Source organism: Sphingomonas sp. ABOLE, assembly GCF_003950455.1.
Lineage (GTDB): Bacteria > Pseudomonadota > Alphaproteobacteria > Sphingomonadales > Sphingomonadaceae > Sphingomonas > Sphingomonas trueperi.
Window position 1 is genome coordinate 46,523 of record NZ_QQWY01000002.1, and the last position, 23,163, is coordinate 69,685.

Annotated in this window: 20 protein-coding genes and 1 tRNA gene; 12 read left to right on the forward strand and 9 right to left on the reverse strand. The window is 69.0% G+C overall.

Annotated elements, in window-relative coordinates:
* Positions 1-55: 55 nt before the first annotated feature.
* Together CA234_RS01555 and pdxH are read right to left on the reverse strand one after the other, a co-directional pair.
* Positions 56-988: a cation diffusion facilitator family transporter gene (locus tag CA234_RS01555; RefSeq protein WP_125976952.1), complete on the reverse strand. Its 933-nt coding sequence runs from the start codon at positions 986-988 to the stop codon at positions 56-58.
* Positions 985-1,563, reverse strand: a complete 579-nt coding sequence (gene pdxH, locus CA234_RS01560) for a pyridoxamine 5'-phosphate oxidase (protein WP_125976953.1) — start codon at positions 1,561-1,563, stop codon at positions 985-987. The genes CA234_RS01555 and pdxH overlap by 4 nt, the downstream gene beginning before the upstream one ends.
* 97 nt (positions 1,564-1,660) lie before the next feature.
* Here pdxH and CA234_RS01565 point away from each other — a divergent pair, with 97 nt between their 5' ends.
* The 8 genes from CA234_RS01565 (at position 1,661) to CA234_RS01600 (ending at position 14,151) form a co-directional block, all read left to right on the forward strand.
* Positions 1,661-2,527, forward strand: a complete 867-nt coding sequence (locus CA234_RS01565) for a Ku protein (protein ID WP_125976954.1) — start codon at positions 1,661-1,663, stop codon at positions 2,525-2,527.
* Positions 2,520-5,072: a DNA ligase D gene (gene ligD, locus CA234_RS01570; protein ID WP_125976955.1), complete on the forward strand. Its 2,553-nt coding sequence runs from the start codon at positions 2,520-2,522 to the stop codon at positions 5,070-5,072. The genes CA234_RS01565 and ligD overlap by 8 nt, the downstream gene beginning before the upstream one ends.
* 60 nt (positions 5,073-5,132) lie before the next feature.
* Entirely contained in the window at positions 5,133-5,708 is a 576-nt protein-coding gene (locus CA234_RS01575; RefSeq protein WP_241213143.1) for a sigma-70 family RNA polymerase sigma factor, read from the forward strand.
* On the forward strand, positions 5,674-6,639 hold the full coding sequence (locus CA234_RS01580) for a FecR domain-containing protein (RefSeq protein WP_241213144.1): 966 nt from the start codon (positions 5,674-5,676) through the stop codon (positions 6,637-6,639). Before CA234_RS01575 ends, CA234_RS01580 begins: the two co-directional genes overlap by 35 nt.
* 67 nt (positions 6,640-6,706) lie before the next feature.
* A complete protein-coding gene (locus tag CA234_RS01585; protein WP_126000711.1) occupies positions 6,707-9,481 on the forward strand; it encodes a TonB-dependent receptor in 2,775 nt (924 codons plus the stop codon).
* Between the two features lie 14 nt (positions 9,482-9,495).
* The gene (locus tag CA234_RS01590; protein WP_126000712.1) at positions 9,496-10,704 is read left to right on the forward strand and encodes a histidine-type phosphatase; all 1,209 of its coding nucleotides are present in this window, start codon (positions 9,496-9,498) and stop codon (positions 10,702-10,704) included.
* A 76-nt stretch (positions 10,705-10,780) separates the two neighbouring features.
* Positions 10,781-13,261 carry a circularly permuted type 2 ATP-grasp protein gene (locus CA234_RS01595; RefSeq protein ID WP_126000713.1) on the forward strand — a complete coding sequence of 827 codons (2,481 nt, stop codon included), beginning with the start codon at positions 10,781-10,783 and terminating at the stop codon, positions 13,259-13,261.
* Positions 13,261-14,151, forward strand: coding sequence for a transglutaminase family protein (locus CA234_RS01600; RefSeq protein ID WP_126000776.1), 891 nt, complete (start codon positions 13,261-13,263; stop codon positions 14,149-14,151). Before CA234_RS01595 ends, CA234_RS01600 begins: the two co-directional genes overlap by 1 nt.
* Positions 14,152-14,167: 16 nt before the next feature.
* On the opposite strand, the gene CA234_RS01605 is transcribed toward CA234_RS01600, so the two are convergent.
* Positions 14,168-15,400: a phosphatidylserine/phosphatidylglycerophosphate/cardiolipin synthase family protein gene (locus CA234_RS01605; protein WP_126000714.1), complete on the reverse strand. Its 1,233-nt coding sequence runs from the start codon at positions 15,398-15,400 to the stop codon at positions 14,168-14,170.
* Between the two features lie 150 nt (positions 15,401-15,550).
* On the opposite strand from CA234_RS01605, the gene rpoZ reads away from it, so the two are divergent.
* Positions 15,551-15,895, forward strand: a complete 345-nt coding sequence (rpoZ, locus tag CA234_RS01610; RefSeq protein ID WP_125976961.1) for a DNA-directed RNA polymerase subunit omega — start codon at positions 15,551-15,553, stop codon at positions 15,893-15,895.
* A gap of 58 nt (positions 15,896-15,953) precedes the next feature.
* On the opposite strand, the gene CA234_RS01615 is transcribed toward rpoZ, so the two are convergent.
* From CA234_RS01615 to CA234_RS01625, 3 genes are all read right to left on the reverse strand, one after another.
* Positions 15,954-16,481 (reverse strand): DUF4269 domain-containing protein, encoded by a 528-nt coding sequence (locus CA234_RS01615; protein WP_126000715.1) that lies wholly within the window; start codon positions 16,479-16,481, stop codon positions 15,954-15,956.
* A 228-nt stretch (positions 16,482-16,709) separates the two neighbouring features.
* The gene (locus CA234_RS01620; RefSeq protein ID WP_125976963.1) at positions 16,710-17,408 is read right to left on the reverse strand and encodes an RlmE family RNA methyltransferase; all 699 of its coding nucleotides are present in this window, start codon (positions 17,406-17,408) and stop codon (positions 16,710-16,712) included.
* A gap of 18 nt (positions 17,409-17,426) precedes the next feature.
* The gene (locus tag CA234_RS01625) at positions 17,427-18,464 is read right to left on the reverse strand and encodes a Ppx/GppA phosphatase family protein (protein WP_125976964.1); all 1,038 of its coding nucleotides are present in this window, start codon (positions 18,462-18,464) and stop codon (positions 17,427-17,429) included.
* 178 nt (positions 18,465-18,642) lie between these two features.
* Between CA234_RS01625 and CA234_RS01630 the strand changes: the two genes are divergently transcribed.
* A tRNA-Gln gene (locus tag CA234_RS01630) sits at positions 18,643-18,716 on the forward strand.
* A 79-nt stretch (positions 18,717-18,795) separates the two neighbouring features.
* Here CA234_RS01630 and CA234_RS01635 read toward each other — a convergent pair.
* Positions 18,796-20,085, reverse strand: coding sequence for an MFS transporter (locus tag CA234_RS01635; RefSeq protein WP_126000716.1), 1,290 nt, complete (start codon positions 20,083-20,085; stop codon positions 18,796-18,798).
* Positions 20,082-20,405 carry an antibiotic biosynthesis monooxygenase gene (locus CA234_RS01640; RefSeq protein ID WP_126000717.1) on the reverse strand — a complete coding sequence of 108 codons (324 nt, stop codon included), beginning with the start codon at positions 20,403-20,405 and terminating at the stop codon, positions 20,082-20,084. The genes CA234_RS01635 and CA234_RS01640 overlap by 4 nt, the downstream gene beginning before the upstream one ends.
* Before the next feature lie 63 nt (positions 20,406-20,468).
* Here CA234_RS01640 and CA234_RS01645 point away from each other — a divergent pair, with 63 nt between their 5' ends.
* Entirely contained in the window at positions 20,469-21,230 is a 762-nt protein-coding gene (locus CA234_RS01645; protein ID WP_125976967.1) for a sulfite exporter TauE/SafE family protein, read from the forward strand.
* A 118-nt stretch (positions 21,231-21,348) separates the two neighbouring features.
* Here the strand turns inward: CA234_RS01645 and CA234_RS01650 are convergent, their stop codons facing one another.
* Positions 21,349-22,284 carry a ribose-phosphate pyrophosphokinase gene (locus tag CA234_RS01650; RefSeq protein ID WP_125972996.1) on the reverse strand — a complete coding sequence of 312 codons (936 nt, stop codon included), beginning with the start codon at positions 22,282-22,284 and terminating at the stop codon, positions 21,349-21,351.
* Positions 22,285-22,484: 200 nt separating this feature from the next.
* Between CA234_RS01650 and CA234_RS01655 the strand changes: the two genes are divergently transcribed.
* Complete coding sequence (locus CA234_RS01655) at positions 22,485-23,156, forward strand: energy transducer TonB (RefSeq protein ID WP_126000718.1); 672 nt, start codon at positions 22,485-22,487, stop codon at positions 23,154-23,156.
* The last annotated feature ends 7 nt before the right edge of the window (positions 23,157-23,163 follow it).

Genomic DNA, 23,163 nt, shown 5'->3' on the forward strand with positions numbered 1-23,163 from the left:
GACGGCGACTCCTTGGGCATTGGGCCGCACAGATAGGAAGCCCGGGGGCCGGTTGTTACTGTCCGATGGTTTGGGCGCCGTTGTCATCGAGCAGGTTCGTCTCCGCCATCGCGTTGTCGGGCTCGTCGACATGACCGTCCGGATCGACATGGATCAGGATTTCGGTATCCGGAAACGCCTCGCCCAGCGCAGCTTCCAGCCGCTCCACCACATCATGCGCTTCGGCGATCGTCATGCAGGCGCGCATCGCGACGTGGAACTGGACGAAATCGCGGTTGCCGCTGGTACGGGTGCGCAGGTCGTGGAGGCTCTTGAGCTCGGGATGCGTGGCCGCGATCTCGACGAAACGACGGCGCTTCTCCTCGGGCCATTCGCGGTCCATCAGCTGGTCGATCGCCGCGACCGAGGCACGCCACGCGCCCCAGAGCAGCCACAGCGCGATGGCGATGCCGAACACCGGATCGGCGCCGGCAATCCCGGCATAGCTTTCCAGCACGAGCGCGCCGATCACGGCGGCGTTGAGGAACAGGTCCGAACTGTAATGGATGCTGTCGGTGGTGATCGCGATCGAGCCGGTCTGCCGGACGACCCAGCGCTGATATTGGGTGAGCGCGAGCGTCACCAGGATCGCGATCACGGACACGACGATGCCCGCCTCGGGATCGGCGCTGACCTGGTTCTGGAGCAGCCGCTGCACGGCGCGCAGCAGGATGGCGAAGCCCGAGATGGCGATGATGACCACCTGGAACAGCGCCGCCAGCGCCTCCGCCTTGCCATGGCCGAAGCGGTGCTCGTCGTCCGCCGGCTGCGACGCCCAATGCACCCCGCCCAGCGTCACCAGCGAGGCGACGAGATCAAGCCCCGAATCGGCGAGGCTGGCCAGCACCGCCACCGACCCCGTCTTCACCGCCGCATAGGATTTGAGCGCGCCGAGGAAGAGCGCGCTGCACACGCTGGCGATCGCCGCGCGGCGGGCGAGGTTGCTCATGGGTAGAGCATGCCCTCGCTCCAGCCGTCGCCGGTACGCGTGAACACGCGGCGCTCGTGCAGGCGATGTTCGCGGTCGAGCCAGAATTCGATTCGCTCGGGCGTGACGCGATAGCCGCCCCAGTGCGGCGGGCGCGGCACCGGCTGCCCCTCGAAGCGCGCCTGCACCTCGGCGAAGCGATCCTCGAAGGTGGCGCGGCTATCGAGCGGGCGCGACTGGTCCGAGGCCCAGGCGCCGAGCTGCGAATCGCGGCTGCGGCTGGCGAAATAGGCGTCGGACTCCGCGTCGCTGGCGAAGGCGATCGGCCCCTCGATGCGGATCTGGCGGCGCAGCGACTTCCAGTGGAAGAGCAGCGCGACATGGCCGTTGGCGGCAAGGTCGCCGGCCTTGCGGCTCTCGCGGTTGGTGTAGAAGACGAAGCCGCGCTCGTCATAGCCCTTGAGCAGCACCATCCGGACCGAGGGGCGCCCCTCGGCATCCGCCGTGGCCAGCGCCATCGCGTTGGAATCGTTGATCTCGGTGGTACGCGCCTCGGTGTACCAGGTGTGGAAAAGCGCGAAGGGGTCGGTGCTCATGGGGTCTGCCTCTACAGCCTAAACGCCGCCGTTGCGATGGGCGGAACATGACGGACTTTGGGGAATTGAATCGGGCCTGCAACGAGGAGACTTCCGCATGGCCGCGCGCGCCTATTGGCAGGGACAGATACGGCTGGCCCTCGTTTCGATTCCCGTCGAGATCTACACTGCCACCAAATCCGGCGCGCAGATCGCGTTCCACCAGATCCATGAGCCGAGCGGCCAGCGGATCAAGTATGAGAAGGTCGCGCCCGGCGTCGGCGCGGTCGAGCCCGACGAGATCGTCAAGGGCTATGAGATCGAGAAGGGCGAATATGTCCTGCTCGAGCAGGACGAGATCGACGCGGTGAAGCTCGAATCGCGCAAGACGCTGGAGCTGACCCAGTTCGTCGATGCCGACGAGATCGACGTGCTCTATTACGAACGGCCCTATTTCGTCGTGCCCGCCGACGACCTCGCCGAGGAGGCGTTCATCGTGCTGCGCGAAGCACTGCGGCGGGCGCGCAAGGTGGGCCTGGGCCAGCTGGCGATGCGCGGCCGCGAATATGTCGTGAGCCTCAAGCCCTGCGGGCGCGGCATGATCCTCGAGACGCTGCGCTACGCCGACGAGGTGCAGAAGGCGCAGGGCTATTTCCGCGAAATCCCGGATAGCGAGCCGGACCCCGAGTTGCTCGACCTCGCCCAGACGCTGATCGAGAAGAAGGCGCGCAAGTTCGATCCGAAGGGTTTCCACGACCGCTATGTCGACGCGCTGCGGGAGCTGATCGAGAAGAAGAAAAAGGCCAAGGGCGCCAAGATCCTGGAGGATCCGGACAAGCCGGAGAGCCGCGGATCGAACGTCGTCGACCTGATGGCGGCGCTGAAGAAATCGCTGAACACCGGCGACGCCAAGGCGGCACCCAAGGCCAAAGCACCGGCGAAGAAGGCAGCGCCCAAGAAGCCGGCGGCGAAGAAGCGTGCCTGACGCCGACAGCCTCGCCCGCTACAACGCCAAGCGCGACTTCGCCAAGACGGCGGAGCCCGCCGGCACGGTGGCGAAGACCGGCGGCAACCGCTTCATCGTCCAGAAGCACGATGCGACCCGACTTCACTGGGACTTCCGGCTGGAGGTGGACGGGGTGCTCAAGAGCTGGGCGGTGACGCGCGGGCCCAGCCTCGACCCCGACGAGAAGCGGCTCGCGGTGCGCACCGAGGACCATCCGCTCTCCTATGCCGATTTCGAGGGGACCATTCCCAAGGGCGAATATGGCGGCGGCACGGTGATGCTGTGGGACAGCGGCACCTGGGAGCCGATTCCGGGCAAGAGCGCCAAGGATCTTGCGAAAGGCCATCTCCACTTCGTCCTCCACGGGGAGCGGATGCAGGGCGAATGGCTGCTGATCCGCCTCAAGCCGCGCGGCAAGGAGAAGGCCGAGAACTGGCTGCTCCGCAAGATCGATGACGAGTTTGCCGGGGCCACGGACGAGTTGGTCGAGACGGGGCTGACCAGCGTCACCACCGGGCGGACGATGCAGGAGATCGCCGAGGGGAAGAAGCCTCCCTCTAGCAAGGGGAAGCGCTCTCCCCGCGCGCTCCCCTCCCGCTTACGGGAGGGGTCGGGGGAGGGGCTGAAATCTAGCAGCGCTTCTTCCACATCAGCCCCTAACCCAGCCCCTCCCGCAAGCGGGAGGGGAGCGAAAGCGAAACGCACTTCCCGTAAAGGATCGAAGGCCCCACCGTTCCAGCAACCCCAGCTCGCCACGCTGGTCGATACCGTGCCCACCGGCAACCAGTGGCTCCACGAGATCAAATATGACGGCTACCGCGCGCTGATCGCGACGGGCAGCGGCGGGCCCAAGATCTACACCCGCTCGGGCCTCGATTGGACCGAAAAATTCCCCGGCATCGCCGAAGCCGCCGCGACCCTGCCGCCCGGCGCGCTGATCGACGGCGAGATCGTCGCGATGAAAGGCGACAAGCCCGATTTCTCCACGCTGCAGGAGGCGATCTCCACAGGCGGCGAGGGGCTGCTCTGCTTCGCCTTCGATCTGCTCGCCGAGGGCGGCGAGGACCTGACCGCCCTCCCCCAGATCGACCGCAAGGAACGGCTGCGCGCACTGCTCGACGGCGCCGACGATCGCATCCGCTTCTCCGAACACATTATCGGCCAGGGCGAAAAGCTGTTCGAGAGCATGTGCCGCGAAGGCTTCGAAGGCGTGGTCTCGAAGCGCGCCGATGCGCCCTATCGCGGCACCCGCAGCAAGGCGTGGCTCAAGATCAAGTGCACGCACCGCCAGGAATTCGTGATCCTCGGCTGGAGCGCCTCCAGCGCGAAGGGTCGTGGCTTCAAGTCGCTGCTGCTCGGGCTGAACGGACCGGAGGGGTTGGTCTATGCCGGCAAGGTGGGCACGGGGTTCAACACCGAGACGCTACTCTCGGTGCGCGAACGCCTCGACGCGCTCGCCACCGATAAGCCCGCAGCGAAGGTCCCCCGCCCTGAAGCGCGCGGCGCGCATTGGGTGAAGCCCGAGCTGGTCGCCGAAATCGCCTTCGCCGGGTTCACCGCCGATAAGGTCGTCCGCCACGCGAGCTTTCTCGGCCTGCGCGAGGACAAGGCCGCCGACACGGTCGTCGCGGAAGAGCCGGCCGCGCTCCCCGACACCGCGCCCTCCTCGATCAAGATCAGCAGCCGCGACCGCGTGATCTTCCCCGAATCGAAGCTCACCAAGGGCGACCTCGCCGACTATTACGCCGCGGTCGCGCCGATCGCGCTGCCCTGGCTCGCCGATCGCCCGATCAGCCTGGTCCGCTGCCCCCAGGGCCGCGCCAAGCAATGCTTCTTCCAGAAGCATGATGCCGGCAGCTTCGGCGAGCAGGTTCATCATGTCGAGATCCGCGAGAAGGACGGCTCGACCGAACCCTATCTCTACGTCTCCGATGCCGACGGCATGCTCGCCTGCGTGCAGATGGGGACGATCGAGTTCCATGGCTGGGGCTCGCGCATCGCCGATGTCGAGAAACCCGACCGGCTGGTGTTCGATCTCGATCCCGACGAGGGCCTCGATTTCGAGGTGGTGAAGAAGGCGGCGGACTATCTGAAGGAGCAGCTCGCCGAGATCGGGCTGACCAGCTGGCCGATGCTGTCCGGCGGCAAGGGCGTGCACGTGGTGGTGCCGCTGGTGCCGCAGGCCGAGTGGCCGGCCGCCAAGAGCTTCTGCGAGCGCTTCGCCCGCGCGCTCGCCCAGGCCGAGCCCGAGCGCTTCACCGCCAATCTGAAAAAGGCGAGCCGGACGGGGCGCATCTTCATCGACTATCTGCGCAACCAGCGCGGATCGACCGCGGTGCTCCCCTATGTCGCCCGCGCCCGGGCCAACGCACCCGTCGCCACCCCCGTCACTTGGACCGAGCTCAGATCCATCGACAGCGCCCATGCCTTCACCATCCAGGACGCCGCGACGCTGATCGAGCGCGCGGGCAGCCGGGCGCTGCGGGGCTGGGGCACGGCCGACCAGACGCTCCCCGATCTGTAACCGCTTCGTCACGAGACTTTCGCACGACCGGCCTAGCAGGGCCTGCGGGAAGGCGGGTTCGTGCGCACAGCTTCGTCCGAGATCATTCGCTGGGTGGCGCTGCACGTGGTGCCGCAGGAGCCGCAGGTGCGCGGTGCGCTGCGCCGTGCCGGCGTCGCCGAGGCGGATATCGACGATCTGATCCAGGAAGCCTATTGCCGCTTCGCCGCGATGAACAGCATCGCCCATGTTGATCGGCCGGGCGCCTATTTCATGCAGGTGGTGAAGAACCTCTGGCGCGACCAGCTGCGCCGCGCGCGCGTAGTGCGATTCGAGGAAGTTACGGAAATCGCTCAGTGGCTCGTCGAGGCAGAGGAACTGGGCGTGGAAGCGGCGGTGGCGGCGCGCGAGCAGGTGCGGATGGTGGAGCGATTGCTCGCCGACCTCCCCGAGAGGTGCCGCACCATCTTCACGCTCAAGCGGATCGAGGGGCTCCCGCAAAGAGAGATTGCGCGGCGGCTTGGGGTGAGTGAAAGCATCGTCGAGAACGATGTGCAGAAGGCGCTGCGGAGCATCCAGCGCGCGGTACGGACCGAAGGGTTCGAGAAGGAAGCATTGGGCGTTGGCGAATCGCGGCGACACCGCATCCCGGCTTGAAGACGAGGCTGCCCGCTGGGCGGCCCGTATCGACGCATCGCCCGACATCGCACCCGCCGGCCTCGATCGCTGGCTGGCCGCGGATCCCGCGCATGCCGGCGCCCTGCTCCGCGCGCAGGCCACGCTGGTGATGCTGGGGGGCGCGGTGCCGGAAACCCTGGTCGCGGAAGATCCAGGACGCTCCCGCCGATTCTGGTGGCTGGGCGGGGCGAGTGCTACCCTCGCCGCCGCGCTCGCCGCCGCCGCGCTGCTGCTGCCCGCGCGCGGCGAGGCGATCCGCACCGGCATCGGCGAGGTGCGATCGGTGGCGCTGCACGACGGCTCCTCGCTCGCGGTCGATGCGCGCAGCGACCTCGTCACCCGCATCGGCAGCACCGCCCGCACCGTCGCGCTCAACGACGGCAAGGCGCTGTTCCGCGTCCGCCACGACGCCGCCGCGCCGTTCCGCGTCACCGTCGGCGACGTGACGATCACCGATATCGGCACGATCTTCCAGGTCGAAGCCGACCGCGACGGCGGCACCGTGGAGGTACTGGTGAGCGAAGGCGTGGTCGAGGTCGCCGCAGCCGGTCGCACGCTGCGCCTCGCCGCGGGCCAGCGTGCGCGCTTCGCGATCGACGGCGGCACGCCTGCAAAGGTCGAGCATGTCGACGCCCCCCGCATCGAGCGCGCGCTCGGCTGGACCAGCGGGCGGCTCGATCTCGACGGCGAGACATTGGGCGAGGCCATCGCCGAGCTCAACCGTCACAACCAGCTGCAGATCGCGCTCGCCAACCCGGCGCTCGCCCGCGAGAAGCTGTACGGCGCCTTCCGCATCGACGATCCCGCCGGCTTCGCCCAGACCGCCGCCCTCGGTCTCGGCACCCGCGCCCGCATCGGCCCGGATGCGATCCTGATCGGCACGCCCCAAAAAAAACCGGCTCCGCGATAAGGAAATCGCCGCCCCCACCGTCGGGCCCATGAGAACCGCGCCATTCCGGCGCCTTGGGGTGGAAGACATGATCTCGAAGAATCGCTGGCTCGGCGCGACGGCAGTCGTGGCGGTGAGCACGCTCGCCCAGCCGGCGCTGGCGCAGGAGCGGAGCTTCAACATTCCCGCGCAGGAGGTGACCCGCGCGGTGCAGCAGTTCGCCCGCCAAAGCGGCGTGCAGATCATCGTGGCCAACAATGTGGGCGCAGGCCACCGCACCAACGCCGTGACCGGCAAGCTGCCTGTTAGCGATGCGCTGGAGCGCATGCTGGCCAAGACCGGCCTGATCGCGATCAGCACCGGCGCGAATCGCTACGTCATCGTTCCCGGCGAGTACCGCGCGAAGGTTAGCCAGGCCGAGCCGGACACGGTCGAGGTGCCGGCGGACATCGTCGTCACCGGCTTCCGCGCCTCGCAGCGCGAAGCCGTCGCCGAGAAGCGCGCCGCCGACAATGTGATCGAGACGCTCCACGCCAATGACGTGGGCAAGCTGCCCGACCAGAATGTCGCCGAGGCGATCAAGCGCCTGCCCGGCCTGTCGGTCGCCAACGACCAGGGCGAGGGCCGCTATGCGATCGTCCGCGGCATCGATCCCAGCCTGCTCAACGTCACGCTCAACGGCCAGACGCTGCCCGCGCCCGAGCCCGCCGGCCGCCAGGTGAAGCTGGACGACCTGCCCTCGGCGATGATCCAGTCGATCGCGGTCACCAAGTCGCTGCTCGCCAGCCAGGACGCCAATGCCATCGCCGGCGAAGTCGCGATCCGCACCCGCACCGGCTTCGACAGCGTGAGGCCCTTCTTCCTCGACGCACGCGCCGCGCAGGGCTGGTATTCGCTCAACCACAAGGTGCCGTACGAGCTCGACGCAACCCTGGGCGGCCGCTTCGGCGCGCAGCAGCAGTTCGGCGCGGTGGTCTCGGTCAACTATTCGGAGCGGCCGATCCAGAGCGAGAACTATCAGGGCTCGACCGCCTTCAACGCCGCCGGCGTGCCCGACGGCAACGGCCTGCGCGAATACAACCTCACCCGCAAGCGGCTGGGCGTGGTCGGCAATTTCGACTGGCATGCCAGCGACACGGTGAAGCTGTACCTGCGCTCCAGCTATTCGAAGTTCCAGGACCACGAGACCCGCGACCAGAACCGGATCGCGATCACCAGTTTCGGCACGACGCTCAAGGGCACCGGCACCATCCTGGTCCGCCGCCGCAACGAGGACGACAATACCAAGTCGGTGACGCTGGGCGGCGAATTCGGCGAAGTCGCCGGCGGCACGCTGGAAGCCTCGGGCAACTGGACCCGCGCCGAGAAGAAGGACCCGCTGCGCAGCGAGTTCACCTTCACCACCGCCAAGGGCGCGCTGACGCTCAACTATGATCCGTCGACCTACCCCTACACGCTGGCACCGACCACGGCGGCGTTCGCGAACCCCTCGCTGTTCACCTACAGCAAGGTCAATTTCGACCAGCGCAGCACGTACGAGGCGCTGTGGCAGGGCCGGTTCGACTATACCCACGGCCTCGAAATCGGCGATGGCTCGACCTTCAAGCTCGGCGGCAAATATCTCAGCCGCGAGAAGGTCAACGATCAGAACAAGACGAATTACAAGGCCGGCAGCGCGAAATGGACGCTGGCCAACCCAGTCGGCTATCCGGGCGAGAACGATTTCTACGACGGCATGTTCGGCTTCGGCACGCGGATCAACTATGACGCGGCCAAGGCGTATCTCGACGCCAACCCGAATGCGGCGGCGATCGACAAGAGCGGCACGATCAGCGACACGCTCGCCAACGATTTCGCGGTGAAGGAAAAGATCGCCGCGGGCTATGTGATGGCGACGCTCACCTTCGGCGGGCTCACGGTGGTGCCGGGCGTGCGGGTCGAGCATACCGAGGACGACGTGAAGGCCAAGCTGGTCAACGCCGCCTCGACGCGGACCGACGGCTACAACAGCTTCGGCCATACCCGCTATACGGACGTGTTCCCCGGCGTGAACGCCAAGTATGCGCTTGCCCGCAACCTGCTGCTGCGCGGGGCGGTGACCACCTCGATCGGTCGGCCCAACTATGCCAATCTGGCGCCCTATGTACTGGTCGACACCAGCGACCCGGCGGTGGCGGCGCTCTCGCTCGGCAACCCCGGCCTCAAGCCCTATCGCGCGGTGAACTACGACGCGGCGCTGGAATATTATCCGGCCCCGGGGTCGATCCTGTCGGCCGGCTTCTTCCACAAGCAGATCGACAACCCGATCTACAGCAACACCAGCCGCCAGACCAACGTCACCGCCGCCAACGTCACCTATGCGACAGCGAACGTCACCAGCCTGCTCAATGCGGACTCGGAGCAGGTGACCGGTGTCGAGGGTAACGTGCAGGTACAGTTCACCTTCCTGCCGGGCGTGCTGAGCGGCTTCGGCGTTTCGGCCAACTTCACCCATGTCTGGGGCCATGCCAATGCCGGCGCGATCCGCGCGGGCGACGTGCCGCTGGCCTATCAATCGAAGAATGTCGGCAATGCGCAGATCTTCTTCGAGAAATACGGGCTGAATGCGCGCGTCGCGTTCAACTACCGCTCCTCCTATCTCGACACGATCGCGAGCACCGCGGCCGCCGACCAGTACACCGACGGCAACGGCCAGCTCGATGTGCATTTGGGCTATCAGGTGACGCCGCAGTTCACACTGTTCGGCGATGCGATCAACCTCACCGATGCGCCGTGGCGGCGCTACATCGGCACCAAGAACCTGCTGGTGGAGCGCGAGCGCTACGGCACGCAGCTGCGCGGCGGCGTGCAGATCCACTTCTAAGGGAAGACCGGACGATGAAACTGCGGATCGGATTGGGGCTCGCCCTCGCCCTCGGTTCCCCGGCCGTCGCCGGCACCCGCCCTGCCGATCCGTTGGTGGTGGACCGCGTCGTGCTGCTGATGCGGCACGGCGTGCGTCCGCCCACCAAGGCCCCGGCGATGCCGCCCGAAGTGACGCCCGAGCGCTGGCCCGACTGGCCGACCAAGCCGGGCTGGCTCACGCCGAACGGCGCGGCGGCAGTGGCGCGGCTCGGCGCGGCGGACGGTACCGGCTTGCGCGCCCGCAGCCTGCTCCCGGCCAGGGGCTGCCCGGCTCCGGCCGCGATCCGCATCGTCGCCGATAGCGACCAGCGGACGATCGAAACCGCCAAGGCCTGGGCGGCGACGCTCGCGCCCGGCTGCGCCCTCGCCATCGACCACTATGCGCAGGACGTGCCGGACCCGCGCTTCAATGCGATCGAATCGGGCAAGGCACCGCTCGATCCCGCCAAGGCCGATGCGGCGGTGGCGGCCGAAGTCGGTCCCGGCGGGTTCGCCGCGCTCGATGCGCGCTACCGGCCGCTGCTGGCGCGGATCGACATCATCCTGTGCGGCACGCCGCGTCCCGGTTGCGGCGTCTCCGGCACGCCCACCGGCCTCGCCCCCGCCCGCGCCGACAAGCGCCCCAAGCTGACCGGCGCGATCGACCGCGCCTCCACCGCCGCGCAGATCCTGCTGCTCGAGGCGGCAGAGGGCATGAAGCTGGCACAGATCGGCTGGGGCCGCGCGACGCTGGCGGACGTGACCGCATTGGGCGCATTCCACGCGCTCGAATTCCGCATCCTCGCCCGGCCGAGGCCGATCGCGGCGGCGAATTTCGCCGGGTTGGCGGCGATCGTCCGCGCAGGGCTCGCCGACAGCGGTCCGCGGGTGACGATGATCTCCGGCCACGACACCAACATCGCCAATCTCGGCGGGCTGTTCGACGTGCACTGGCAGGTCCCCGGCTTCGCCGCCGACGATCCCGTGCCCGGCGGCGCGCTGGTGCTGGAGCGGCTGCACGACCGCGCCGGCAAGCGCTATGTCCGCCTCCGCTACCGCGCGCAGACGCTGGAGCAGCTCCGCACCGCGGCACCGCTCGGTCCCAAAGGCCCGCACGACCGGATTCTTCGCGTGCCCGGGTGCAACGCACGCGGCATTGCCGGGTTGTGTACCCTGGACGAGGCGCTCGCCAAGCTCGGCTGAGACAGTCCCGCATATCTCCCGTGTTGCATGGCACCATCGTTTCGCCCATCACCGCGGCCGAGAAAGGGAAGCAGCTGTGGCCAGCCTTGCCGAGGCGGGATTGTTCGATGCGGGCACGATCGCCGATCGTTGGATCGCCGACTATTGCGGCCATGCACCCGCCGGCGACGTGCTGTGCGCGAAATCCGGCGCGCCCTGGAGCGCGCTGTTCGAGGAACTGGCGGGGCTTTCCGGCGACGGGCTGACGATCGCCCGCGAACGCGCGCATCGCCATGCCGAGGATATCGGCACCGGCTACCGGATCGGCGACGAGGGCGACGAGCGCCCCTGGCCGCTATCCCCCGTGCCGCTGCTGATCGAGCAGCAGGCATGGCGCGGCATCGCGGCCGGCGTCGCCCAGCGCGCCGAGCTGATGGAGCGGCTGCTCCAGGACCTGTACGGCCCGAACCAGCTGATCGCCAATGGCAACCTGCCCGCCGCGCTGCTCACCGGCAGCCCATTCTTCCTCCGCCCGCTGACCCACCTGACTCCGCCCGGCGGGCATCATCTGCACTTCGTCGCGTTCGACCTGTGCCGCAGCCCGGACGGGCATTGGCGGGTGCTCGCCGACCATCTCCGCGCGCCCGCCGGCGCCGGCTATGCGCTGGAGAATCGCCTCGCGATGGCGCGGACGCTGGGGGGCCTGCAGGGCCGGCTCAACATCGAGCGCCACGCTCCCTTCTTCGCCGCCTTCCGCGACGGCATCGCCGCCGCCTGCCGCCGCGCCGAGCCGCGCATGGCGCTGCTCACCCCCGGCCGCTTCACCGCCAGCTATGCCGAGCAGGCGCATCTCGCCCGCTATCTCGGCTTCCTGCTGGTCGAGGGCGCCGATCTCGCGGTGCTCGACGACCGCGTCTATGTCCGCACGATTGCCGGGCTGAAGCGGGTGGATGCGCTGTGGCACCGGTTCGATCCCCGCTATCTTGATCCGCTCGCGCTCGATTCGCATTCGAAGATCGGCGTCGCCGGGCTGATCGACGCGACGGTGGCGGGCAATGTGGTGATCGCCAATGCGCCGGGCGCCGGCCTGCTCGAGGCGCCCGCCTTCGCCGCCTTCCTGCCGCGGCTCAGCGAGCTCCTGCTCGGCGAACCGCTGCGCCTGCCCAACATCGCCACCTGGTGGTGCGGGCAATCGGCCGAGGCGGCGCATGTCGCGGCCAATCTCGACCAGATGGTCGTCGCCCCCGCCTTCGGCACCCCGCCGCTCGGCCTGCCGGAGGGCAAGGCGGTGCTCGGCGCGCATCTGAACGAGGCCGCCCGCGCGGCGCTCCGCGACGATATGACCCGCCGGCCGCAGGATTATGTCGGGCAGGAAGTCGTCTGCCTCTCGACCATGCCCTTCGTCGCCGAGGACCGGCTGGCGCCCCGCCCCTTCACGCTGCGCGTCTTCGCCGCGCGCGATGCGGCGGGCAACTGGACGGTGCTGCCCGGCGGCTTCGCGCGAATCGGCGAACATGCCGATGCCCGCGCCGCCGTGATGGGCGAGGGGAGCTGGTCGGCCGACGTGTGCATCCACGGGCCCGATCCGGTGGCGCCGGTGTCGCTGCTCCCCTCGGGCGATTCGACCCAGCTGCGCCGCAACCCCGGCACGCTGCCCAGCCGGGTGGCGGACAACATGTTCTGGCTCGGCCGCTATCTGGAACGCGGCGAGGCGTTGCTGTCGGTGCTGCGCGTGCTGCTCGGCCATTCGATCAGCGCGGATACCGGCGCGGCGCTCTCGGCGGAGACGGTGGATCGCCTCGCCCAGCTGGTGGTGGGCGCGGGTGCCGCCCCCGCCCCGCGCGGCCTCAAGCGGCAGGACCTCACCCAGCTCGCCCGCACCGCGCTCGAATCGACCGAGGGCTGGACCAGCGTCCGCGCGATCAATTGCCAGGCGCGCGCGATCGGCGCGGTCTCGCGCGACCGGCTCTCGGCCGACATGATCCGCCTGCTCGACGCGCCCTTCCCCGAGCGCGGCGTGCTGCTCGACCGCGCCGGATCGCTGCAGCGCCGCTATTCGGCGCTGGCGGGGCAGGCGGGCGAGCATATGGGCCGCACCGATGCGTGGCGCTTCCACGATCTCGGCCGCCGCATCGAGCGCGCGCTGGCGACGATCGGCTTTCTCCGTGCACTCGGCGGCCCGCAAGCAACGGCGGACGATCTTTCGACCCTGCTCGACCTCGCCGACAGCCAGATCAGCTATCGCCAGCGCTATCTGACCGGCATCGCCCGGGTGCCGGTGCTCGACCTGCTTGCGCTCGATCCCGGCAATCCGCGTGGGCTGGCCTTCCAGGCGGCGGCGCTCTCGACGCACCTCAATGCGCTGCCGGTACTGTCGGACGACGGTTTGGCCGAGGCGCAGCAGGAACAGGCGCGCAGCATCGCCGCGACCCTGGTCACCGCCCGCGCCACCGCGATCGACGATGCCTGGCTCGCCGATCTCCAGGCGCGGCTGTGGAGCCTCTCCGAGGCGATCGCCCGCCGCTATTTCCTCCACGGCGCCGAGCCGCTGCGCGCGGCGGGGCTCGTCCTCGCATGATGCTCTACCGCATCCGCCATGTGACGCGGTTCGACTATGCCCAGCCGGTCGCCTTCGCGCGTTGCAACCTGCGACTGAAGCCGATCCTCTGGTCCGGCCAGATGATCGAGGAATATGCGCTGAGCGTGCAGCCCGGCGGCCGCACCTATCCGGCGCGCGCCGAGGCCGGGCTCGCCAATGTCGTGCGGCTGGTGGTGGAGCATGCGGCCAGCAGCCTGACGATCGAGAGCAGCGCGCGCGTCCGCGTCGACCGCCAGATCCCGTTTCCCATGCCCGGCGACGCGACCATCGCACAGGTCTCCGCCTGGGCACGCGCAAGCCGCGATCCCACGCCCGCGGGACCCGCCGCCTATCTGTTCCCCTCGCCGCTGATCCCGCTCGACCGCGCCATCGCCGCTTGGTGCGCCGAGGAACTGCAGCCGGAGCGCGGGATTCTCGAGGCCGGCATCGCGCTGGCGCAGCGCATCCAGCGCGACTTCGCGTTCGATCCCACCGCCACTTTGGTCGACACGCCGCCGCACGAGGCGTTCGCGAAGCGCGGCGGCGTGTGCCAGGATTTCGCCCAGATCATGCTCTCCGGCCTGCGCGCCGCGGGGCTGCCCGCCGCCTATGTCTCGGGCTATCTGCGCACGCTGCCGCCGCCGGGCCAGCCGCGGCTGGTCGGCGCCGACGCGACCCATGCCTGGGTGCTTTTGTGGTGCGGGCCGGATCTCGGCTGGGTGGGCGTCGATCCCACCAACGGCATCTGGATGGCCGAGGACCACATCGTCATGGCGATCGGCCGCGACTATGCCGACATCGCGCCGATCGACGGCATCGTGCTCGGCTCGGGCGCGCAGGCGATGCACGTCTCGGTCGATGTCGAGCCGCTGGAAGTGACGGCGGGGTAGACCGCTATCCCCGCGATCAATGCTCCATCGGGCCCTTGTCGCCGAAGTTCAGCCGCCGCGTGACGTTATAGTCGAGCACCGCCATCACGAAATAGGCGGCAAACTGCTTCACCCGCGTCCACCAGCCGGTCCGCGCCTTGTAGAGCGCGGGCGTGATCCGCTCGGACTGCGCGATCTCGCCATCGACATAGCCGCGGACATGCGCGGCGAAGGCCCGGTCCTGCACCCGCAGCATCAGCTCGAGGTTCAGGAACATGCTGCGGATGTCGAAATTGGCCGAGCCGATATGGACGACGTCGTCGATCACATAGAGCTTCGTATGCAGCTTGGTTGGCTGATATTCGTAGATCTCCACCTGCTTGCGCAGCAGCCCGGCATAGGTGAAGCGCGCCGCCCAGATCGCGGCGGTATGGTCGAGCTTCGACGGCAGCACCAGCCGCACCCGCCCGCGCCGCCCCGCCTTGTCGAGCCGGCGCAGCATCGCCGGGCTGGGTGCGAAATAGGCGGCGATCAGGTCGAGCCGGTTCGCCCGCTCCATGTCGTGCTTCACCACCCGCGCCCAGGGCGACAGCCGCCGCATCGGCCCGCCGAGCAGCCAGCGGGTATCGCCCTCGGGCTCGCTCCACGCCTTCAGCATACGCCCGAGCGAGCGCAGCGTCGCGCGCGGCCGCTTGGCCCAGGCGGCGAGCGAATCGAAATAGCCGGTCAGCCGCTCGGCCGCCGGGCCCTCGACCAGCAACCCCATGTCGCGCCAGGCATGGTCGGCGGCGGTGCCGAAATAGCTCGATTCGATATTGAACCCGCCGACGATCACCCGCGCCTCGTCGGCCAGCGCCAGCTTCTGGTGGTTGCGCAACAGATAGCGCCGCCCCCAGCGCGGCACGAATCGACATACCTCGACGCCCGCGGCGTGGAGCGGATCGAAGAAATCGTTGCTCTCGGCATGCTCGCTGCCGAGCCCGTCGACGATCAGATAGACCCGAACCCCGCGCGCCGCCGCATCGATCAGCGCCTGGCGCACCGCGGCGCCGGCCGCGTCGTCGAGATAGATGTAATAGAGCACCCGCAGCGTCCGCTCGGCACTCGCGATCAGTGCCAGCAGCGCGCGCATCCGCTCGGGCCCCTCGGGCAGCAGCGTCAGCCGGTTGCCGTCGACGGTAAAGCTGGGCTGGGCGAGCGGCGGCATCATCGGGGCATGCCCGGCGGCCATGCCCTCGGCAAGCGGTTCGGGATCGGCATAGGGTGCCATCGAGCGGGAAGCCTCCGGTAGGTGAACCTGCGTAACGATCGAAGCCGCATCGCGCTCCCTCGCGCAGGCATGGCGGCTTTTCTTGACATTTGCGGGCTCGGCCCCTAACTGGCCGGTCTTTCCCGGCCCTGACATCTAAGGAAGAACAGGATGGCGCGCGTCACTGTCGAAGATTGCGTCGACAAGATTCCGAACCGGTTCGACCTGGTGCTGTTCGCTGCGCAGCGCGCGCGGCAGATCTCCGGCGGTGCCGACCTGACCCTCGATCGCGATCGCGACAAGAACCCGGTCGTCGCGCTCCGCGAAATCGCCGAAGAGACCGTGCGCCCGGACCATCTGCAGGAAGCGGTGGTGGCGAGCCTGCAGCGCGTCCGCGTCGACGACGAGGATGCGCCCGACGAGATTGGCTCGATCCAGGCCCAGGCCGAGGCGCTCCGCCTCACCGCCGCAGCCCCGCCGCGCAACCAGAATCTGGGCGGCGACTACGAGGGCTGATCGCCTTCGAATCGAACGACCGACAAAGGGGCTGGCGGAAACGCCGGCCCTTTTTGTTTCAGGCACCGATCCGGGCGCGCAGCGTGTCGTCGTCGAGCCCCTCGAGCGTGAGCAGCGCGGCATAGGGGTCGCCCGCGAGCCCCAGCACCTGCGCGAAGGCGGGTTCGGTCTTGGCGCCTGCGTGCCGGCGCGCCATCACGACGGTGCGGAGCGGTTGGCCGCCCAATGCGAGCAGCCGACGCTCGATCGCGAAATGCCGCCAGCCGAGCTGCTCGGCAACGGGACGGGCCTGGCCGAACAGCTCGAACAGCCAGCCGGCGCAATGGAAGCGCGCGACCACGGGGCGATCGCTGCCCTGCCATTGCCACATCGCGAAGCCGGGGCGGTCGCGATAGGATTCCCATAGCGCCACGGCGAAGGCCTGGGGATCGGGGGCATGGCAGAGGATGTCGATGTCGCTATCAGGCAGGTCGAGGCCGAGCGGCGGCGTGCCTGCGACATGCGGGTCGAAGGCGGCGAGACGCGTTAGAACACCGCTTTGCGCGAGCGCTTCGGCATAGGACGGACGGCTGTGGGAATGGCGCATGGGCGTCGCTACCGTATCCTCCCCCTGGCGGGCAGGGCTCTCGCATTTGAACCCGAAGGATATCGGTGCATCGAAAACCATCGTCATCCCGGCGGAAGCCGGGATCCATTGCCCTGTGCGCTGGGGGAAAGAACCGTGGCATCAGCGCCAATGGATCCCGGCTTCCGCCGGGATGACGGGAGTCCTTGGCCACATGCGATTGCCCTCCCCCTCGAGGGGGAGGATAGGCTATTGCTGTTCCTGCTCGGGCTCGCCGGCCGGTTCCGCCCGTCCCTTGAACCCCTGCGCCACGACATACCATTCCACCGAGCCCTTGCGGCTGGCCGGCGGCTTGGCGTGCTTCACCGTCGCGAAGGCGCGCTTCATTTCGGCGATCAGCGCCGAATCGGCCCCGCCCGCGAACACCTTGGCGACGAAATCACCGCCCGGGGCCAGCGTCTTGAGCGCGAAATCGAACGCGGTCTCGACCAGCGCCATGGTGCGCAGCGCATCGGTCTGCGGATGGCCGACGGTGTTTGCCGCCATGTCCGACAGGATCAGGTCGGGCGCGCCGCCCAGCGCCTCGATCAGCCGGTCGGGCGCGGCATCGTCCATGAAGTCCATCTGGAGCAGCGTCGCGCCCTCGATCGGGTCGACCGGCAGCAGGTCGATGCCGACCACCGCCGCCTTGGGCAGCACGCGCCGCACCACCTGGGTCCAGCCGCCCGGCGCGACACCGAGATCGACCACCCGCCTGGCCCCCTTCAGGAACCCGAACTTCTCGTCCAGCTCGGTCAGCTTGTACGCCGCGCGGCTGCGATAGCCCTCGGCCTTGGCGCGCCGGACATAGGGGTCGTTCAGCTGGCGCTCCAGCCAGCGCGTCGATTGCGCCGTCCGGCCGCGCGCCGTGCGCACGCGAACATGGCCGCGGCCACCGCCCCTGCTCATCGCTACTTCCTCACAACCTTATAGGGGCGCGCCGCCGATCAGCCGCCGCAAGATGCCTTCGCGAATGCCGCGATCGGCGATGCCTAGCCGCTCGGCAGGCCAGATGTCGAGGATCGTCTCCAGGATCGCGCAGCCGGCCGAGACGAGATCGGCGCGTTCGTTGCCGATGCACGGCACCTGCGCGCGCTCCTTGACGCTCATCGCGGCGATTCGCGCGCTCACCGCGCGCATCGCCGCGCTCGGCACGATCAGCCCGTCGACCGCCGAGCGATCATAGGAGGCCAGCCCGAGATGGACGCTGGCCAGCGTCGTCACCGTGCCGCTGGTGCCGAGCAGCCGCGGCGTGCCCTTGGGCGGGCGCAGCCGGGCGACGAAGGGCGCGAAGCTCTCGCGCACCCGCGCGCGCATGTCGGCATAGGCCGCGGCGCGGGCATCGGCGTCCACTGCCTTGCTCTGTCCGGTCGCCTCGCTGAGCGACACCACGCCCCAGGGCGCGCTGTGCCAGTCGAGGATACGCGGGACCGGCGCGTGCGAATCGACCAGCACCAGCTCGGTCGAGCCGCCGCCGATGTCGAACACCAGCGCCGGCCCGTCCCCAGGCTCGAGCAGCGCGTGGCAGCCGAGCACCGCCAGCCGTGCCTCTTCCTCGGCGGTGATGATGTCGAGCGCGATGCCGGTCTCGCGATAGGCGCGCTCGATGAACTCGGCACCGTTCTCGGCCTGGCGGCAGGCCTGGGTCGCCACCGATCGGGCGAGCGCCACGTTGCGGCGCTTGAGCTTGTCCGCGCAGATGCGCAGCGCGGCCAGCGTGCGCTCGATCGCCGCGTCGGACAGGCGGCCGGTCGTCGCCAGCCCCTCGCCCAGGCGGACGATTCGCGAAAACGCATCGATCACCGCGAAGCCCGATCCTTGCGGACGCGCGATCAGCAGCCGGCAATTATTGGTACCCAGATCCAGCGCGGCATAATGGCGCGCTTCGGGCCAACGCGGTGCCGGCCCTTTCGCGGCCGGCGGCGGCGCAGGGCGGGCGGCGGAAACGCGCCTCCCGCGGGGCATTCTGGCGGAGCCATCCCCCATATCATCAACTCACTTATCTTCTTCCGTCACCGAACCAGAACGGCTCGGCCGGTGCTTGGATGCGAGGCTAGACGAGCAAGGATGACAGCGCAAGGCGAGCGCGCGATTGCGCGTTGACAGGGCCGCCGCATCCCCCTATCTGGCGCGACCTGTCTGGTGCCCCGTCGTCTAAAGGTAAGACTACGGACTCTGACTCCGTCAATTGAGGTTCGAATCCTCACGGGGCATCCAAACGGCCTATCCACATCGTGACATGCGGCAATCGGGGCAGTTCGCCTCGTGCCGAACGGGCGTCCCTGCGACGCGCGAATCAGCCTCGGTCGCGCCGGCGCGTCGCGATCCAGCCATAGCCGAACAGCAGCACCAGCGCGCCCGCGGCGACGAGATAGGGCAGCGCGCCCCAGAGCTCGTACATCGCCACGCCGATCGACGGGCCCAGCACGAAGGCCGCGCCGTTGATCGAGGTGACCCGCCCCGCCACGGATCCTTGCGCATGCGGCCCCACCGCGAGCGAGGCACCGGCGGTGAATCCGGGGCGTGCGAAACCCATGCCCAGCGCGATCGTCGCATAGCCGAGCGCGATCCCGTACAGCGACCCCGCCATGGCCGTCATGACGCAGCCGATCGCCCCCAGCGCCGCGCCCGCCAGGATCAGCGCGCGCGGCTTGAGCTCGAGCAGCGGGATGAGCCCCCATTGTACCAGCAGCGAGGCACCCGCGCCGATCATCAGCACCAGCCCCGTCGGCTCCAGCGCGGCGGCGGGGGCGAGCGTCAGCCGGTCGATGATCAGGAAGCCGATCGCCTGGCCGGTCATCGCCTGGGCATGGCCGGTGACCAGCCCGGCGATCATCCAGGGGCGCACACGGGGATCGAAGGTGCGGACCTGCTCCACATGCTCGCCCACCGCCGCCGCGACGTTGGCGCCGGTACCCTGCCCGCCGATCGAGGGATAGCTGGGCGCGGCGCCATGCTCGATCGCGCCAGAGGTAGCGGGCAGCAGCCGCAGCACCGCGACCATCAGCACGAGCCCAACCAGGCTCGCGGCGAAGGCGGGGCCCGACAGCCCGATCAGCGGCCCGCCCGGCCAGAGATGGCCCATCACCAGATAGGGTGCGACCGCCGGGCCCAGGATCGTCCCCAGCCCGAAGGCGGAGGCGAGCAAGGTCAGCGCCTTGGTGCGCTCCTCGCGGCTGGTCCGCGCGGCGACGATCGCCTGCACCGCCGGCGGCGCCGCCGATCCGAAGCCGCCATAGAGCATCCGGCCCACCACGAAGGCGGCGAAGGTGGCGAAGGGGCTCAGCACGCCGTTGATGCCGAGCGCGAGGCACAGCCCGCACAGCCCGAGCGAGGCGGTGAACCCGGCGATGCCGAGCAGCACCATCTTGCGCCGCCCCGCCCGCTCCGATCGATTCGCCCAATAGGGCGCGGTGAGCATCCAGAGCAGCGCCGAGACCGAGAACACCGCCGCCACCGCGCTGTCCGGCGCGTGCAGTTCGCGGCCGAGCGCAGGGAGGATCGATTGCAGGGCGGTATTGCCCGCCGCGATCATCAGCATCACGCCGAACAGCAGCGCGAAGTCGCGATCGATCGCGCGGCTCATGCCCGGCGCCACCGATAGCCGCGCTCCACGCGGGTGACGATCACCTCATACCATGCGTACCAGCGCTCGCGCCCCTTGGCGCGAATGGCCGCGTGCTCGGGATGGTCGCGCCAGGCGATCGCGCTGGCGTCGTCGGCCCAATAGCTGATGGTGATGCCGACGCCCGCGTCCCCGCGCTGCGATTCGACCCCGCGATAGCCGGGCTGCTGCGCGGCGAGCACGTCCATGGCGGTCGCCGCCTCGGCATAGCCTGCGTCGTCGTCGTCGGTGCGCTTCGATACGAACAGCACCGCGATCTGGCCGGTACGATCCTCTCCCATGCGGAAATCGTAGAGGGGACTCGACGCTTTGCAATCCGTACGCGCCCTGCGAGAGCATGCCGCATGATCACCGACTGGCATTTCTATGCGCTCGCCGTGCCCGCCGTGCTGCTGCTCGGCCTCTCCAAGGGCGGGTTCGCCGGCATGGGCGCGCTGTCGCTGCCGCTGCTGGCGCTCGCGATCGATCCGGTGCGCGCCGCCGCGATCACGCTGCCGATCCTGATCCTGCAGGACGTGGTGAGCGTCTGGGCGTTCCGCCGCACCGTCGACTGGCGGCTGCTGGGCTGGATGCTGCCCGGATCGATGGCGGGGATCGCGCTCGGCTATGGCTTCGCCGCGAGCGTCTCGCCGGTGCTGGTGCTGGCGGCGGTGGGGGCGATCTCGATCCTGTTCGGGATCTACCGGCTGTGGGCGAGCGGCCGGTCGACGCCGGCGATGGCCGCGCGCTGGCCCGAATGGGTGGGCAGCCTGTTCGGGGTCGCGTCGGGGTTCACCAGCCAGATCGCCCATGCCGGCCAGCCGCCCTTCCAGCTCTGGGTGCTGCCGCGCAGGCTGCCGCGCGACCGGCTGGTGGGGACGACGGCGATCTTCTTCGCCGCCACCAACTGGATCAAGGTGCCGGCCTATTGGGCGCTGGGGCAGTTCACACCCGCGAACCTGCTGACCTCGGCGGCGCTGTTCCCGCTGGCGCTGGTGTCGACGCTGGCGGGGGTGTGGCTGGTGCGGCGGGTGTCGCCCGAGCGATTCTACACCGCGATCTATGTGCTGATGATCGCGGTGGGCGGGGCGCTGATCTGGGAGGCAGTGGGGAAGGCAGCTTCTTAAACGCCTCCTCCTTGGAGGAGGGGTTTGGGGGTGGAGGGATTCCAGAACCTCCGTTGGTCTCGGTGAGACTCGGCCCCACCCCAACCCCTCCCCTGAAGGGGAGGGGCTTAGGAGAGAATTAGTCGAACAGGCTCGACACCGAGCTTTCGTCGGCGATGCGGCGGATCGCCTCGGCGATCAGCGGCGCGATGGTGAGGTGGCGGACCTTCTCGCCGGCCGCGACGATCTCGTGGTTGCCGATCGAATCGGTGATCACCAGCTCGCGCAGCTCGGACTTGGCGACGCGCGCCATCGCCGCGCCGGAGAGCACGCCGTGCGTACAATAGGCCACCACGTCCTCGGCCCCCGCCGCCTTGAGCGCCGCGGCGGCGTTGCACAGCGTGCCGGCCGAATCGACGATGTCGTCGATCAGGATGCAGAAGCGGCCCTTCACCTCGCCGATGATGTTCATCACTTCCGACTCACCGGGACGCTCGCGCCGCTTGTCGACGATCGCCAGCGGGGCGTTGTCGAGCCGCTTGGCGAGCTGGCGCGCGCGCACCACGCCGCCGACGTCGGGCGAGACGACCATCCACTGCTTGTCGATGAAGCGCGTCTGGATGTCGGCCGACATCACCGGCGCCGCGAACAGATTGTCGGTCGGGATGTCGAAGAAGCCCTGGATCTGACCGGCGTGGAGGTCGACCGAGAGCACGCGGTTGGCGCCCGCGGTGGTGATCAGGTTGGCGACCAGCTTGGCCGAGATCGGCGTGCGGGGGCCCGGCTTCCGGTCCTGGCGGGCATAGCCGAAATAGGGGAGCACCGCGGTGATCCGCTTGGCCGACGCGCGGCGGAGCGCGTCGATCATGATCAGCAGCTCCATGAGGTTGTCGTTCGCCGGATAGCTGGTCGACTGGAGCACGAACACGTCCTCGCCGCGGACATTCTCGAGGATCTCGACGAAGATCTCTTCATCCGCGAAGCGGCGGACGTTCGCCTGGGTGAGCGGAATTTCCAGATAATCGGCGATGGCGCTCGCCAGCGGCAGGTTCGAATTGCCGGCCATGAGTTTCATTGGTGCGTGGCCTCCCGTGCCGCGTCGCGATGTCCCGATGCTCGCGCCCTTTAGTGCGACGTTTCCGTGACGCAAAGAGGGCATCGACGCCCCGCCTGTGCCAGCGCTGCACCGCGGATGCTTTACGAGGACGATATGACGTTATACCATCTCTTTCACCCGGCGTTCAGAGACCGGTGTTGGAGAAGGAGTGCAAGGTGATGCATGCCGATACCCGCTATCATGCCAGTGCACCGCGTTCGGTCAGCTTCGGGGCCGCGCTTGCCATCAATGGGGCGATCCTCGCGGGGATGATCTTCGCCGCGCCGAATATCGTGGTGCTCGAGGACCCGCCGGTGGTGATGGACCCGGTGGACGTGCGCGACCGTCCGCCGCCCCCGCCGGAGGACGAGACGAAGCCGGTTGAAAACGTGCAGCCGCGCACGTCCGCGCCGCCGGTCGCGCCGAAGCCGCTGGTGGACACGGACAGCACGACAAGCATCGAAACCACGACGAAGATCCCCGATGCGCTTCCGCCGATCGGGAAGCCGGCCGATCCCGGCCCCACGACGACGATCGATCCGCCCAAGCCCGTCCCCGCACTGATCGGCGCGACCGCCGATCCGCGCTATGCGCAGGATTTCCAGCCCGAATATCCGGCGCAGGAGATGCGCGCCCAGCGCGACGGGCTGGTCACCCTGCGCGTGCTGATCGGCGCCGACGGGCGGGTGAAGGCGGTGGAGCCGGTCAGCGCCACCAGCGACGCCTTCTTCGCCGTCACCAGACGCCAGGCGCTCGGCAAATGGCGCTTCCGTGCCGCCACCCGCGGCGGTGTGCCTGAGCAAAGCTGGAAGACCATGACCGTCCGTTTCCGGATCGAAGACGCCCGCTGATCGCCCT

Coding starts and splice junctions, on each gene's coding strand:
- CA234_RS01555 (WP_125976952.1), bottom strand. CDS start 988: ATGAGCAACCTCGCCCGCCGCGCGGCGATCGCCAGCGTGTGCAGCGCG.
- pdxH (WP_125976953.1), bottom strand. CDS start 1,563: ATGAGCACCGACCCCTTCGCGCTTTTCCACACCTGGTACACCGAGGCG.
- CA234_RS01565 (WP_125976954.1), top strand. CDS start 1,661: ATGGCCGCGCGCGCCTATTGGCAGGGACAGATACGGCTGGCCCTCGTT.
- CA234_RS01585 (WP_126000711.1), top strand. CDS start 6,707: ATGATCTCGAAGAATCGCTGGCTCGGCGCGACGGCAGTCGTGGCGGTG.
- CA234_RS01590 (WP_126000712.1), top strand. CDS start 9,496: ATGAAACTGCGGATCGGATTGGGGCTCGCCCTCGCCCTCGGTTCCCCG.
- CA234_RS01600 (WP_126000776.1), top strand. CDS start 13,261: ATGCTCTACCGCATCCGCCATGTGACGCGGTTCGACTATGCCCAGCCG.
- CA234_RS01605 (WP_126000714.1), bottom strand. CDS start 15,400: ATGGCACCCTATGCCGATCCCGAACCGCTTGCCGAGGGCATGGCCGCC.
- rpoZ (WP_125976961.1), top strand. CDS start 15,551: ATGGCGCGCGTCACTGTCGAAGATTGCGTCGACAAGATTCCGAACCGG.
- CA234_RS01615 (WP_126000715.1), bottom strand. CDS start 16,481: ATGCGCCATTCCCACAGCCGTCCGTCCTATGCCGAAGCGCTCGCGCAA.
- CA234_RS01620 (WP_125976963.1), bottom strand. CDS start 17,408: ATGAGCAGGGGCGGTGGCCGCGGCCATGTTCGCGTGCGCACGGCGCGC.
- CA234_RS01625 (WP_125976964.1), bottom strand. CDS start 18,464: ATGCCCCGCGGGAGGCGCGTTTCCGCCGCCCGCCCTGCGCCGCCGCCG.
- CA234_RS01635 (WP_126000716.1), bottom strand. CDS start 20,085: ATGAGCCGCGCGATCGATCGCGACTTCGCGCTGCTGTTCGGCGTGATG.
- CA234_RS01640 (WP_126000717.1), bottom strand. CDS start 20,405: ATGGGAGAGGATCGTACCGGCCAGATCGCGGTGCTGTTCGTATCGAAG.
- CA234_RS01645 (WP_125976967.1), top strand. CDS start 20,469: ATGATCACCGACTGGCATTTCTATGCGCTCGCCGTGCCCGCCGTGCTG.
- CA234_RS01650 (WP_125972996.1), bottom strand. CDS start 22,284: ATGAAACTCATGGCCGGCAATTCGAACCTGCCGCTGGCGAGCGCCATC.
- CA234_RS01655 (WP_126000718.1), top strand. CDS start 22,485: ATGCATGCCGATACCCGCTATCATGCCAGTGCACCGCGTTCGGTCAGC.